The sequence below is a fragment of the Rhizobium sp. RSm-3 genome, from assembly GCF_001854685.1.
GTDB lineage: Bacteria > Pseudomonadota > Alphaproteobacteria > Rhizobiales > Rhizobiaceae > Rhizobium > Rhizobium ecuadorense.
In genome coordinates this window covers 242,852-256,957 of the sequence record NZ_MAWZ01000002.1, presented here as the reverse complement: position 1 = coordinate 256,957, position 14,106 = coordinate 242,852, and the positions used below count along the sequence as shown (strand labels likewise).

Here is a 14,106-nt window from a genome sequence, read left to right as displayed (position 1 = left end):
GGGGCCACAAGGCCCCCGAATTGCAGATCGATCTGTCGTGAAAATCACTTCATCGTCGGCATGACGAATTCGGCGCCGCTCTTGATGCCTGAGGGCCAGCGGGCGGTGACGGTCTTGGTCTTCGTCCAGAACTTGATCGAATCCGTGCCGTGCTGGTTGAGGTCGCCGAAGCTCGAGGCCTTCCAGCCGCCGAAGGAGTGGTAGGCGAGCGGAACCGGGATCGGAACGTTGATACCGATCATGCCGATATTGATGCGCGAGGCGAAATCGCGGGCCGCATCGCCGTCACGGGTGTAGATCGCAACGCCGTTGCCATATTCGTGCTTCATCGGCAGCGACAGCGCCTCTTCGTAATTCTCGGCGCGAACGACGGAAAGGACAGGTCCGAAGATCTCGGTCTTGTAGATATCCATCTCGGGTGTGACGTGATCGAACAGGCAGCCGCCGACGAAATAGCCGTCTTCATAGCCCTGGAGCTTGAAGTCGCGGCCGTCGACGAGCAGCTTGGCGCCTTCCTCGACGCCGCGGTCGATCAGGCTGCGAACACGGGTATAGGCGTCCTTGGTGACCAGCGGGCCCATATCGGCCTGATCGTCGGTGTAGGGGCCGATGCGCAGCGATTCGATCTTCGGGATCAGCTTCTCGACGAGGCGGTTGGCGGTGTCCTCGCCGACCGGAACGGCAACCGAGATCGCCATGCAGCGCTCGCCGGCCGAGCCGTAGCCTGCGCCCATCAGCGCATTGACGGCCTGATCCATATCGGCATCCGGCATGATGATCATGTGGTTCTTGGCGCCGCCGAAGCACTGGGCGCGCTTGCCGTTCATCGCCGCAGTACCATAGACGTAACGGGCGATCGGCGTCGAACCGACGAAGGAGACGGCACCGATATCGGGATCGGTGAGGATCGCATCGACGGCGCCCTTGTCGCCATTGACGACATTGAGGATGCCGGCGGGAAGACCGGCCTCGATCATCAGTTCGGCAAGACGGATCGGCAGGGAAGGATCGCGCTCGGAGGGCTTCAGGATGAAGGCGTTGCCGCAGGCGATTGCCGGCGCGAACATCCACATCGGGATCATGCCGGGGAAGTTGAAGGGGGTGATGCCGGCGCCGATGCCGACCGGCTGGCGGATCGAATACATGTCGATCGCCGGGCCCGCGCCCTCGGTGAACTCGCCCTTGGCGAGATGCGGAATGCCGCAGACGAATTCGCAGACTTCGAGGCCGCGGATGACGTCACCCTTGGCATCCTCGATCGTCTTGCCGTGCTCCTTGGAGAGCATTTCGGCAAGCTCGTCCATGTGCTTGTTCAGGAGTTCGACAAACTTGAAGAAGACGCGGGCGCGGCGCTGCGGATTGGTGGCGGCCCATTTCGGCTGCGCTGCCTTGGCGTTCTCGACGGCGGCGCGCAGTTCTTCGACGCTTGCGAGCGCGACCGTCGCCTGCACTTCGCCGGTTGCCGGATTATAGACATTGCTCACGCGGCCGCTGGTGCCGGCGACTTGCTTGCCGCCGATGAAATGACCGATCTCACGCATGGATGCTCCTCCTGTTTTTTGGATGGCCTACAATCGCACTTCAATTTGCACAAATCAATGCGCTGATATAAGTAACGGTTGTGCGTAAATTATAGCGCTGCCATTGCGTCAGGCGTTGCTGCTGCTCCCAAACTTGGAACGGCACGCGGACAAGTCAAATCCCGGAGAGGTCAAGCCGATGAGCCGCAAACCTGTCGTCAGAATGGCGGAGCTGGAGATCGATCCGGATAGGCTCGACGCCTATCGCGCATTGCTCACTGAGGAAATCGAGGCATCCGTCAGGCTGGAAGTCGGCGTCCTTTCTCTGAGTGCTGTTTCCATCAGGGACGCCCCCAACCGGATCCGCATTCTTGAGGTCTATGCCGACAAGGGGGCCTACGAAGCCCATCTGCGGACACCGCATTTCCTCAAATACAAGAGCGAGACGGCCGGCATGGTGACATCGCTGACGCTGATTGAGGTCGATCCGATCTCAATGCGGGCCAAGCCATGAACTGGGACGACGTCCGGATTTTCCTTGCCGTCGCCCGTACCGGGCAGATTCTTGCCGCCTCGAAGCGGCTGGGGCTCAATCACGCCACACTCTCGCGCCGGCTGACCTCGCTGGAGGAGGCGCTGAAGACGCGGCTTTTCATCCGCCGCACCAATGGCTGCGAGTTGACTGCCGAAGGCGAAGTGTTCCTGGCATCCGCCGAGCGGATGGAAACGGAAATGCTCGCAGCACAGGCCAGCCTCGGCCACACCGATACGGCGATTGCCGGGACGGTGCGCGTCGGCGCGCCTGACGGCTTCGGCGTTTCCTTTCTTGCGCCGCGCATGGGCCGGCTGATCGAGCGCCATCCGGCGCTGAAAATCCAGCTTGTCCCGGTGCCGCGCTCGTTTTCGCTGTCGCAGCGCGAGGCGGATATCGCCATTACGCTGGAACGGCCCGAACAGGGCCGGCTCGTGTCCTCCAAGCTCACCGACTATACGCTCGGTCTCTATGCCTCGCGCGATTATCTCACCTCCCGGGGCACACCCTGTGATATCGAGGCGCTGAAGGCGCATCCGCGCATCGGCTATGTCGAAGACCTGATCTTCACCGCCTCGCTGAATTTCTCCGGCGAGGTGATGCGAAGCTGGGATGCAAGCTTCGAGATTTCGACCGCGATCGGGCAGACTGAAGCGGTGCGATCGGGCGCCGGCATCGGCATTCTGCACGATTATATCGCCCGGCAATATCCGGAGCTCCAGCGCATTCTGCCGGAGGTTTCGATCCGGCGTGCCTACTGGACGACCTATCACGAAACGGCGCGCGACCTCGTACGCGTCAGGAGCGTCGTCGATTTCCTGCAGGAACTCGTCAGCGCCGAACGGCAGATCTTCCTTTAATTTTCGGAGACGTGCTTCGCTGGCTCGTCGTTCTCGTCTGGATTGGGAACCGGCGCCTCGTCGGGGAGCCTGTCCGGCTCCGGTTCGGTAATCGGCGGCACCGGCTTCCAGCCGGGCGCCGGCATCGGCGGCTGATCGGGAATGGGTTCGTTGGGCACGGACATGACCGCCTCCCTTTCATGATGCTGGAACAAACTGACGTTGGGCCGGGGTTACTTGTCCGGCTTCAGCGATTCGGCAGCGCGCCTCGGCATGCTGTCGATGATGGCGAAAAGCTCGCCATCGGTGATCGGCTCGCTGACCTTGAGCTTCACCGTGCCGTCCTTGCCGACAAGGAAGGCGGCGAATTCCCCAATCTCCAACGCCTCGAGATCGCGGCGGATCGCTTCGCCGTCAAGACCGTCCGCCGCACCGAAGAGCGGCCGGACAGTTGCACCTGAGATTTTGAGCACAACCAGATCACGCTCGTCGAGGGCTGAACGGTCTGTCAAAAGCTGATTTTCCTGGCGGGCGGCGCGGGCATTGTCCCTGTCGGCAAACACGACGAAGACGCGGTTCTTCCACTGGAAGGCCGCCAGGCTTTCGACCGGCGCATAGGCGCTGTTCGTCTCGTCAATCTTGGTCGCGCCGTAGAGAAGGGTTTTCGACATGCATATTCTCCCGTTAACTTGGAGAACGGCGCGAGACGGCATGGGTTCCATCCAATCGATAGGATCCCGGCTTTCATTGCTGCAGTGGGAGGTCGCACGTGCGTTTCCCGATCTCGGACTCGCGGCAAAAAATATGCCGCGAGTCCGAGCAAAAATTATGCAAACAGGAAGTCCCAAGATTGAAGGCTTGAAACAGCAACATTCGTAAGCGTTATGGTGTTGTCGGAATCGGCTGTAATAATTGTATCATTCCCGGACTGCGCGGTTGCCGCAAAAAGCGATTCCCAGTCGGCGAAAATGCTGTGATCGATCGAGATCGCGTCATGTGCCGAGCCGGTTGCCACGAAGTTTGTGATCGTATCATGGCCCCAGTTCGTCAAATAAACGAAGACGTCGGCTGCCGCTCCACCAGTGATCGTATCATTGCCGCCGCCACCCGTTAGCGTATTGGAACCACTGCCGCCGACGATAACGTTGTTCAGCGCATTCCCTGTTCCGGCAAACGTCCCAGTGCCGGCAAAGCTCAGGTTCTCGACATTGCCGGCAAGCGTATAGCTCGCCAGGTTCGTGCGAACCGTGTCGATCCCCTCATTGGCGGCTTCGGTGACGAGGTCGCCGGCATGGTCGACGATATAAGTGTCGTTGCCCGCACCACCGATCAAGGTATCCGCACCTGCCCCGCCGTTCAGCGTGTCATTGCCGGCGCCGCCGGTGATCGTGTTGGCCAGCGCATTGCCGGCGCCGCTGAAGCTGGCGGATCCCGTGTAGGTCAGGTTCTCGACATTGTTGCCGAGCGTATAGCTTGCAAGCGCCGTCCGGACCGTGTCCGTCCCTTCGTTCACATTCTCGATCACCAGATCGGTCGCGATGTCGACGACGTAGACGTCGTCGCCTATCCCACCTGACATCTTGTCGGAGCCACCCCCGCCGATCAAAGTGTCGTTGCCCGCAGCCCCCGTGAGGGTGTCAGCGCCAACACCACCTGTGATAACGTTGTCGAGCAAATTCCCGGTCCCGGCAAAGGCTGCCGTGCCGATGTAGGTGAGGTTCTCGACATTGGCCGCCAATGTGTGGGCCGCCAATGTCGTCTGCACCGTGTCGGTCCCCTCATTGGCGGCCTCGGTGACGAGGTCGCCGGCATGGTCGACGATATAGGTGTCGTCGCCAACCCCGCCGATCAAACGATCGGCCCCAAGTCCACCATTCAGCACATCGTTGCCGACACCGCCGGAAAGCGTATCGGCGGCAGCGCCACCCGTGATCGTGTTGGCGAGATCATTGCCTGTTCCGGCAAAGGCTGCCGTACCGAAGTAGGTGAGGTTCTCGACATTGGCCCCCAGAGTGTAGGCGGCCAATGTCGTCCAAATCGTGTCGATCCCTGCATCGGCCGCTTCGCTGACAAGGTCGCCGGCATTGTCGACGACATAGGCGTCGCCACCCGCCCCACCGATCAAGCTGTCGGCGCCAATTCCACCATTCAGCACATCATTGCCGGCACCGCCGGTGATCGTGTTGGCCAGCGCATTGCCGGTGCCGGTGAAGTTGGCCGATCCCGTGTAGGTCAGGTTCTCGACATTGACCAATGCGGCGATCGAGTAGGCTGCAAGCGCCGTGCGGATTTCGTCGGTGCCGCCGCCGACCAGTTCGCTGATTACGTCGCTCGCACTGTCGACAATATAGATGTCGTTGCCGGCGCCACCGTTCAGCGTGTCGTTGCCGGCGCCGCCGTCAAGCGTGTCGTTGCCGGCGCCGCCGGTGATCGTATTGGCGAGCGCGTTGCCGGTGCCGGTGAAGCTGGCGGATCCCGTATAGAGCAGGTTCTCGACATTGTTGCCGAGCGTATAGCTTGAAAGCGCCGTCTTGACCCAATCGGTTCCTTCATTCAGCCCTTCGGTGACCACGTCGCCAACGTTATCGACAATATAGATGTCGCCGCCGGCTGCGCCGATCAATATGTCCGCGCCTGCCTTGCCGTCCAGCGTGTCGGCACCTGCCCCGCCCTTGATCGTGTTGGCGAGGTCATTGCCGGTCCCGGTAAAGGCYGCCGTGCCGGTATAGGTGAGGTTCTCGACATCGCTGCCAAGCGTATAGTTCGCCAATGCCGTGCGAACCGTGTCGGTCCCCTCATCRGCGGCTTCGGTGACGGTGTCGCCGGCATGGTCGACGATGTAGGTGTCGTCGCCCAAACCGCCGATCAAGCTGTCCGCACCGGCCCCGCCATCAAGCGTGTCATTGCCGGCGTCGCCGGTGATCGTGTTGGCAAGCGCATTGCCGGTGCCGGTGAAGTTGGCGGATCCCGTGTAGGTCAGGTTCTCGACATTGACCAGTGCGGCGATCGAGTAGGCTGCAAGCGCCGTGCGGATTTCATCGGTGCCGGCGCTGACCAGTTCGGTGATCACGTCGCTCGCGCTGTCGACGATATAGACGTCGTCGCCGCCGCCGCCTGCCAGCCTGTCGTTGCCGGCGCCGCCATCAAGTATGTCGTTGCCGGCGCCACCGTTCAGCGTGTCGTTGCCGACGCCGCCGTCAAGTGTGTCGTTGCCGGCACCGCCGGTGATCGTATTGGCGAGACCATTTCCAGTCCCAGCGAAATCGCCGGTGCCAATGAAGGTCAGGCTTTCAACATTATTGGTCAAGGCATAGGAAGAAAGCGTCGTCTTGGTCAGATCGGCTCCTTCATTCGGCCGTTCAGTGACGACGTCGGCAACGTTATCGACAAAATAGGTGTCGTCGCCGGCTGCGCCGATCAATATGTCTGCTCCGGCTTTTCCGTCCAGGGTGTCGGCACCTGCCCCGCCCTTGATCGTGTTGGCGAGGCTATTGCCGGTCCCGGCAAAGGCTGCCGTGCCGCTATAGGTGAGGTTCTCGACATTGCTACCGAGCGTATAGCTTGCCAGTGTCGTGCGAACCGTATCGATCCCTGCGTCGGCGGCTTCGGTGACGAGGTCGCCGGCATTGTCGACGATGTAAGTGTCGTTACCGGCACCACCGAACAGGCTGTCCGCGCCTGCCCCGCCATCCAGCGTGTCATTGCCGGCGCCGCCGGAGAGCGTATCGCTGGCAGCGCCACCCGTGATCGTGTTGTCGAGATTGTTGCCCGTGCCCGCAAACGCCCCAACCCAGCTGTAGATGAGGTACTCGACATTGGCTGCCAATGTGTAGGCCGCCATTGTCGTCTGAACCGTATCGATCCCCTCGTCGACGTTTTCGATGATAGTGTCGCCGTTATCCCAAACGACATAAGTATCGTTGCCAGTCCCACCGATGAGCGTGTCAGTTCCCAAGCCACCGATCAGAGTATCGTTGCCTACCCCACCAGAGAGCGTGTCGTTGCCTGTCCCACCCTTGATTATATTGTCGAGGCTGTTGCCGGTGCCGGTAGAATTGCCGCCGCTTGAGAAGGATAGGTTCTCGACATTGGCGATCCCCGCCAGCGAATAAGTGTTAAGATCGGTCCAGATCGTGTCAACGCCGCCGCCGGCGGCCTCGATCACAACATCGTTGAGACTATCGACAGTATATTGATCGTCGCCCGCACCACCGATCAGCGTGTCGGCACCGGCCTTCCCATCCAGCCGATCAGACCCCGTCCCGCCGGTGATCACATTGTCCGCCGCATTGCCACCACCGGCGAACGTGCCGGTGCCGATATAGGTCAGGTTTTCGACGTTGGCGCCGAGTGTATAACTCCAAACCGTCGTCCGGACCGTGTCCGTCCCCTCATTGGCATTCTCAATGACAGCATCATTGCCGTTGTCGGCGATGTAGACGTCGTCACCCGCCCCGCCCGACATCTTGTCGTTTCCGGCACCGCCGTCGAGAGTGTCATTGCCGGAGTCGCCAGTAAGGGTATCGTTTCCGGCATTGCCCCAGAGTGTATTGTCCGCCTCGTTGCCGACAATGGTATCGTTGGCGGAGCCGGCCCAAACGTTCTCAATCAACGACGCAACATTGTCGTGATAAAGAAGGGCGTTGAAAATGTTGCCGCGGGCATAGCCATCATTCGGCCCGCCGCCCAGATAGGCCAACTGACCCTGGGAAAAGACCGAATACCCCCCTGCATGCAAGTCGATCTTGAGGGCGGTGGTATAAGCGCTCAAATCATAGGTATCGATACCGCCGCCGTCCCAGATTGTTGCGAAAACCCTGTTGGCAGCGGGCGTAATGGCCGCCACCCCATTGACATAGGTGATGCCCTGGTTCGGATTCCACTTGTAGACGGTATCGCCACTGTTCGTCGTATAGTCCGCACCATACATTTCCTGCAGGGCGGCGATGTCGAGCATCATGAAGGTTTGTGGGGCGCCATTTTGCTCATACTTGGCCCCACTCTCATCGTCTCCGATAAATGTGTGGTAGGTCATGATCGTGTATTCGAGCGAGTCGTAGGCGCTTGGAACGACCGTTCCCCCTTCGTGAGCATGTTTCAGCCCGAGCGCGTGACCCAGCTCGTGCGCCAAGGTTTGGCCCGCATAGTTGCCGAACCTCGGGAAGCGATAATCAGCTTCGGTGCCAGCATATCCCGTCCCGAACCAGATATCCCCACCCCGCCCGTCTGCGGCTGGGAAATAGGCTCCCGCCGTATCCAGCAAGGGATCCGACGTTTGAGCGAAGCGCACCGTTGCGGTATTCGCGCTTCCGGCCTCAAAGTTGGCGTTCGTGAACCCCTCGACGGAGAAGCCGTCATTTGCCGCACTCCCGTAGGATTGCTCCATAAAGAACAAGGCGTGAGACTGCTGCTGCGAGGATATTGGAGTGAAAGAATAGTACTTTTCATAGTATATATTGACGCCATCATCGACATACGATGACGAGGTGGTAGGAAACGCATAGGTTATCGTTCCGTCCCAGGCGGTGCCGCTGAAGAGCCCGTCAACTTTCGCATCGCCAGTCGTGTTGACGCTCTTCGTCGGAGTAATAAGGTCCGTCATAAAATCCCCGTTTGCCTATTCCACTCGGCCGCGCCTAACACCAATTTCCCTCTGCTTCATAAAAGGGGAAAATTCAACTAAAAGCTTCATTTCCGTTCAGGAATGTTTTTGATCTTGGCAACCAGCGCTTATGAAACGCTTCCTCCGCAACCTCTTCAAGGGCTACAAGACATATTCCAGGATCCTGCGTTCTGCCCGTCCCAACTTCCGCAATTGCTGGCATGACGGCACTTAAATTGACGTTACATTCATGTGCTGAAATTTAGTAAGTCTCAGGTTCGGCGATATCGGCTCCGCATGTTTCGACGCTCCGAAAGCTATCTCCGCCTCTCTTGGGGCGAGGTAGGCTTCGCTGTTCGCATCTTCCGCGACATGCTGGCGTAGGGGATTCTTTTTGGATCGAGTGGCGGATCGTCGCAATTGCGGACCTTGGTGCTGCTATTTGCTGCACATGTAGCTCAGATGGCGCTATCGCACCATATGGGCGGTTGTGCCATTCCAAATGTTCGATTTGATGTGGCAAATAAGCAGCAATTCGCGGTCAGAGCGTCGAGCTCTTGAGGGCGCCGCGCTTCCAAAAGCTTGCGGTTTGCACACTACTTCAGCATCTGCAGTGACAATTCGTTCGAAATAACGTTAGCCGAAAACGACTTGCTCGAAAGCGATCCTACGTGGGGAGATGGTACGGTTGGGGGGTCTCGAACCTCCGACCTCAGGTGCCACAAACCTGCGCTCTAACCAACTGAGCTACAACCGCATAAATCACGCTTGGCGCGATGGGGGTCACATACGGGGACTTGGCGATGAATTCAAGCCCCATTCCTCGTCAATATACAAAAAGGCTGGACGCGAGGTCCAGCCTTTTGTCTTCGATCGGTCAAGATCGATCAGGCAACCTTGAAGGAAGCCATGGCCTTTTCGGCGGCGTCCTTGGAGGGCTTTGCCAGCTTTTCGGCAACCTGCTTGGTGGTTTCCTGGATCGACTTCGCCTGCTCGACGGTGAGCTCGGCCTGCTTGCGGATGAACGCTGTCTGCAGCTCGAAGAATTCGGCGGCAGACTTGACGCCGAGCAGCGCTTCGAAGTGCGAGAGGGAGTTCTCGGAATTGACGCGCAGGATGTCGATCGCCTTCAGGCCGAGTTCGACGCTGCCGGCCTGTGCCGTCTGGACGGTGGCTTCGAGGGTCTTGCCGGCTTCTTCGCCGGCGGTCTTCAGCTTGGCATAGGCGTCCTTCGACTGCTGAGCGCCTTTTTCGGCGAAATCACGGAAGGATTCCGCGAACTTGGACGGGTCGAAAGAAGCGATTGAAAAAACGTCGTCGGTCTTTATGGTAGCCATGGGTCGCATCCTTTGGGCTGAGGCAGTCGCTGCCTGCAATAGTTGGGATGACGCTTATATAAGACATTTCATTGTGCATTGCAACAATTATTGTGCGATGCACAAGACGTTAACCTTGCCGGCCGAAAACCCCCTGCTCTTCTGGACCCGCATGCGCCCCGCAGTTATTAATAAGCCGTTAATTTAAGAAGGCCGACAGCGACAAGGTTCGATCATGCCCGCAGTCCAATATCCGTTCATCGATATCGCCGTGCATGCACGGGTGCGGGAACGCTTTTCGCGCGGTGAGGCGATGGTGCTGTTTTCGGCCGATCTCGCCCGCCTGCTCTGGGCGAACGGTGCGGGCGCCGAACTTTTCGGCCATGCGGCCGTCTATGATCTGCTCGATCAGGGCGTCGACCGCACCGACATCACCTTCCGCCAGCTGGAAACGGCCGCACGCCAGCTTGCCGATATCGGTGACCACAGAAGCCTGACGATCCGTGTCGCCAAGGGCTTTCAGCGCGTGCAGGTGCAGGCGGCAGCCGAACTGATCCGGCTTTCCTCAGGCGAAAAGGCCATGCTGTTTTCGGTGCCGGTCTCGGCAAAGCCGCTGACCGCAGGCGCCTCGGCAGCCCAGATGCTGCAGGGGCTCGATGATCCCGACACGCATATGGCTGTGATCGGCGCCGACGGCGACGTCATCGCTGCCTCGCCGGGCTTTGCTTCGCTCGGGATTTCCGAGCAGACGGCAAAAACCCTGATTAACCTGGCCGGTGCGCATCCCGACCGGCTGGTGAAGCGACCGGTCGCCACTGGCAGAGGCAATCTACCGGCAGCCGTCGGCAAGCTCAGCGACGAGCCGGCACTCAACCTGCTCTTTGCCGTGGAGACGGCGACCGGCCATCTCGACCCGATCGACGCATCCGCGCCCGACTTGATCGATACGCCCGCGCTCCACGCGGCGGATGCGCCCGCGCAGGAAGACGCCGTGCCGCCGGCCGATGAGCCCCGCGACGAGCCCGTTTCCGACACAGGCTTCACCGAGATCATCGAGGCAGTCTCGGGGATCGAAGAAGTCGAGGAGACGCTCGAGGACATCTCAGGCGAAAACGACCAGCCGGCAGAGGCGGCAGCGGTATCCGCAGGCGAGGCGGCCGAGGAAACCGATCTCGCCGAATATGCGGAGCCGGAGAGCGACGGCGGCGTGATCGAAGGCAGCGCGGAAGAGGCGATCGCGCCTGCCGCGATTATCGAGGACGACCTTGCCTCCGTCACGGAGACGGTGGAAACGGCAATGACGGCGGAGCCGCCTGTTGAAGCCGGCGAAGCGTCGGTTGAAGAGGCGCCGGAAGCCGCTGCCGAAGAGCCCGTCGTCGCACAGTCTGCGGTCGACGACGCCCCCCCTGCTCCTGAGCTTGCGGCCGCGCCCGGCTTCGTCTTCAGGCCAAACAGCCGCGCCACGCGCTTCGTCTGGAAGATCGATGCCGAGGGCCGGTTCAACGAGGTCAGCCACGAATTTGCCGAGGCCGTCGGTCCGCATGCATCCGAGATTATCGGCTCCGCCTTCGGCGATGTCGCCGCCCTCTTCAATCTCGATCCCGAAGGCAAGCTTGCCGAGGCGCTCGCCCGCCGCGACACATGGTCTGGCAAAACCATCCTCTGGCCGGTCGAAGGCACCAGCCTCGTCGTTCCGGTCGATCTGGCGGCGCTGCCGACCTATACCCGCAACCGCGACTTCGACGGTTTCCGCGGCTTCGGCGTTGTCCGGCTTTCCGATGCGCAAGAAGATCCGCTGGCGCTCGGCCTGACGCTCGGCCCGGATGGCGTCGGCCATGATGCGGCAAGCCTCGGCCCGGCGCCGGACACCGTTGCCGACGCGGTCCACGCCGTGCCTGCAGCGCAGGAAGAAGCCGTGAGCGAGTCCGCCCTGCCGGATGAGGTCGAGGACCAGGCGCCTGCGGCAAGCGAGCTGCCGACGGAGACGGAGCCAGCGCCTGAGGCAATTGCCGCCGAGCAGGCGGACATTGAGCAGGAGCCAGGCGAGCTGGTATCCGTCGAGCCGCCATTCCAGGAAAGCGCTGCGGAAAAAACAGACGATAGCGCCGATGTCGGCGATATCTCCGCCGCCGAACCGGCAGCGGAAACGTCGAACGAGCCGCCGGCGCTTCGCATTTCGGAAACGCCCAATCGCCGTTTCTCCGACAAGATCGTTCAGCTCCACAATAGCGGCGCCGGACTGACGGCCGCCGAGCAGGCCAATTTCCGCGAGATCGCCAAGCGTCTCGAAGCCTTCGGCGCCAGCAAGGACGAACCTGCCGCGCCGGCACGGATAGAACCCACTGTTGCCGAAACGGCAAGCTTCGAAGAGGCTTCCGGACCCGAAAAGCTCGAGGCCGAAACATCTATTGCCGACGAGGCGGACGTGCCTTCGCGCGAAGAGATCGCGCCGCAGGAGGCGATTTTCGAGAATGCCGCCGAGGCCCAGCGTGATGACGACGCCGGCGCCGAGACGCCTGATCTCATAGAAGAGGACGAGGCTACGGAAGGGCTGGAGGAGACGGTCAGCCAGATCGAGGTCCTGACAAGCTTCATCCCGCCGCGCGTCAAGATGACCGACGGGCTTTCGCTGGGAACGGTCGACCAGCTGCCGGTTGCCGTGCTCATCCATGTCGGCGACGCGCTGATCCATGCCAATCCGGAATTCATGCGGCTGACCGGCTACACCTCGCTCGACGCATTGCGCGAGGTCGGTGGCATCGAAGCCCTGCTGCAGCGCCGCGAACTCGAGGAAAAGGCGGCAGGCTCCGGCACCATGATGCTGGTCAAGGCCGACGACAGCCTCGTTCCGGTGACGGCGCGGCTGCAATCGGTGCGCTGGGAAGACGCCAACGCATTGATGCTGGCGCTGATGCCGGTGGAAGGCAAGGAAAGCAGCCGGTCCGAAGCGCGCCCCGAGCGCATGGTCGAGAAGGTCGCCAAGCTTCAGGTCGAGGTGGAAGAACTGCGCTCAATCCTGGAAACGGCGACCGACGGCGTCGTCGTCATCGGCACGGAGGGCGACATCCGCTCGATGAACCGGTCGGCCAGCGCGCTTTTCAATTACGACGAGCAGGAGACGCGCGGCAAACCCTTCGTCATGCTGTTTGCCCATGAGAGCCAGAAGGCGGTACTCGACTATCTCCATGGCCTTTCCGGCCATGGCGTCGCCAGCGTCTTGAACGACGGACGCGAAGTGATCGGCCGCGAGGCCGCCGGCGGCTTCGTGCCGCTGTTCATGACGATGGGTCAGCTCACCTCTTCCAACGGCTATTGCGCCGTCATCCGCGATATCACCCAGTGGAAGCGCACCGAGGACGAGCTGCGCAACGCCAAGGGTGCGGCCGAAACCGCCAACGCCCACAAGACCGATTTCCTCGCCCGCGTCAGCCATGAAATCCGCACGCCGCTCAACGCCATCATCGGCTTTTCCGACATGATGGCCGGCGAGCGCTTCGGGCCGATCGGCCATCCCCGTTATATCGAATATGCCAACGACATCGGCCGTTCCGGCCGGCATGTTCTCGATATCGTCAACGACCTGCTCGATATTTCGAAGATCGAGGCGGGCGAGATGGATCTCGATTTTGCCGCCGTCGGCCTCAACGAGGCGGTCTCGGAGGCCGTGGCGCTGGTCCAGCCGCAGGCAAACGGCCAGCGCGTCATCATCCGCACGGCGCTGTCGCATGCGGTGCCCGAGGTCGTGGCGGATCTGCGCTCGATCAAGCAGATCGCCCTCAACATCCTGTCGAACGCCATCCGCTTCACTCCGTCGGGCGGGCAGATCGTCGTTTCCACCTCCTATGAGGCGAATGGCAGCGTCGTGCTGAGGGTCCGCGATACCGGCATCGGCATGACGCGCAGCGAGCTCGACCAGGCGATGAAGCCGTTCCGGCAGGTCTCGTCGACCCAGTCGCGCCATCGCGGCGACGGCACCGGGCTCGGCCTGCCGCTGACCAAGGCGATGGTCGATGCCAACCGGGCGGTATTCTCGATCAATTCGGCGCCGAACGAGGGCACGCTCGTCGAGATCACCTTCCCCTCGCAGCGGGTGCTGGCTGGCTGAGCCATAAAGAAAAGGCAGCCGAGGCTGCCTTGAATTTGGTGCTGTTCAACAAGAGCTCAGTCGATCACCATCATGTATCGAAAGCCCTCCTGCATAATTGCGCGTCTGAAAAGACGCGCGGCGCTGTAGGGCTCCAGGCCGCCTCGTTCACATACGGCCCCTAAGTTGGCTTTTACATTTGACAAACCTTTC

The 14,106-nt window shown here is 61.0% G+C and carries 8 protein-coding genes and 1 tRNA gene; 3 read left to right on the top strand and 6 right to left on the bottom strand.

Annotation, left to right across the window (positions count from 1 at the left end; translation table 11 throughout):
• Positions 1-44: 44 nt before the first annotated feature.
• The gene (locus tag BBJ66_RS04395) at positions 45-1,541 is read right to left on the bottom strand and encodes a CoA-acylating methylmalonate-semialdehyde dehydrogenase (RefSeq protein ID WP_049735858.1); all 1,497 of its coding nucleotides are present in this window, start codon (positions 1,539-1,541) and stop codon (positions 45-47) included.
• 178 nt (positions 1,542-1,719) lie between these two features.
• On the opposite strand from BBJ66_RS04395, the gene BBJ66_RS04390 reads away from it, so the two are divergent.
• Positions 1,720-2,034 carry a putative quinol monooxygenase gene (locus tag BBJ66_RS04390; protein ID WP_049735857.1) on the top strand — a complete coding sequence of 105 codons (315 nt, stop codon included), beginning with the start codon at positions 1,720-1,722 and terminating at the stop codon, positions 2,032-2,034.
• Positions 2,031-2,912: a LysR family transcriptional regulator gene (locus BBJ66_RS04385; RefSeq protein ID WP_049735856.1), complete on the top strand. Its 882-nt coding sequence runs from the start codon at positions 2,031-2,033 to the stop codon at positions 2,910-2,912. Before BBJ66_RS04390 ends, BBJ66_RS04385 begins: the two co-directional genes overlap by 4 nt.
• Here BBJ66_RS04385 and BBJ66_RS34860 read toward each other — a convergent pair.
• The 5 genes from BBJ66_RS34860 to BBJ66_RS04365 form a co-directional block, all read right to left on the bottom strand.
• On the bottom strand, positions 2,909-3,076 hold the full coding sequence (locus tag BBJ66_RS34860; protein WP_016734737.1) for a hypothetical protein: 168 nt from the start codon (positions 3,074-3,076) through the stop codon (positions 2,909-2,911). The two genes, BBJ66_RS04385 and BBJ66_RS34860, sit on opposite strands and share 4 nt — an antisense overlap.
• Positions 3,077-3,124: 48 nt before the next feature.
• Positions 3,125-3,562 carry a DUF4174 domain-containing protein gene (locus tag BBJ66_RS04380; protein ID WP_049735855.1) on the bottom strand — a complete coding sequence of 146 codons (438 nt, stop codon included), beginning with the start codon at positions 3,560-3,562 and terminating at the stop codon, positions 3,125-3,127.
• Positions 3,563-3,717: 155 nt separating this feature from the next.
• Positions 3,718-8,493, bottom strand: coding sequence for a M10 family metallopeptidase C-terminal domain-containing protein (locus tag BBJ66_RS04375; RefSeq protein ID WP_071085241.1), 4,776 nt, complete (start codon positions 8,491-8,493; stop codon positions 3,718-3,720).
• 680 nt (positions 8,494-9,173) lie between these two features.
• Positions 9,174-9,250, bottom strand: a tRNA-His gene (locus BBJ66_RS04370).
• Positions 9,251-9,380: 130 nt separating this feature from the next.
• Complete coding sequence (locus BBJ66_RS04365) at positions 9,381-9,830, bottom strand: phasin (protein ID WP_049733034.1); 450 nt, start codon at positions 9,828-9,830, stop codon at positions 9,381-9,383.
• A gap of 214 nt (positions 9,831-10,044) precedes the next feature.
• Between BBJ66_RS04365 and BBJ66_RS04360 the strand changes: the two genes are divergently transcribed.
• A complete protein-coding gene (locus tag BBJ66_RS04360) occupies positions 10,045-13,914 on the top strand; it encodes an ATP-binding protein (RefSeq protein ID WP_071085239.1) in 3,870 nt (1,289 codons plus the stop codon).
• The last annotated feature ends 192 nt before the right edge of the window (positions 13,915-14,106 follow it).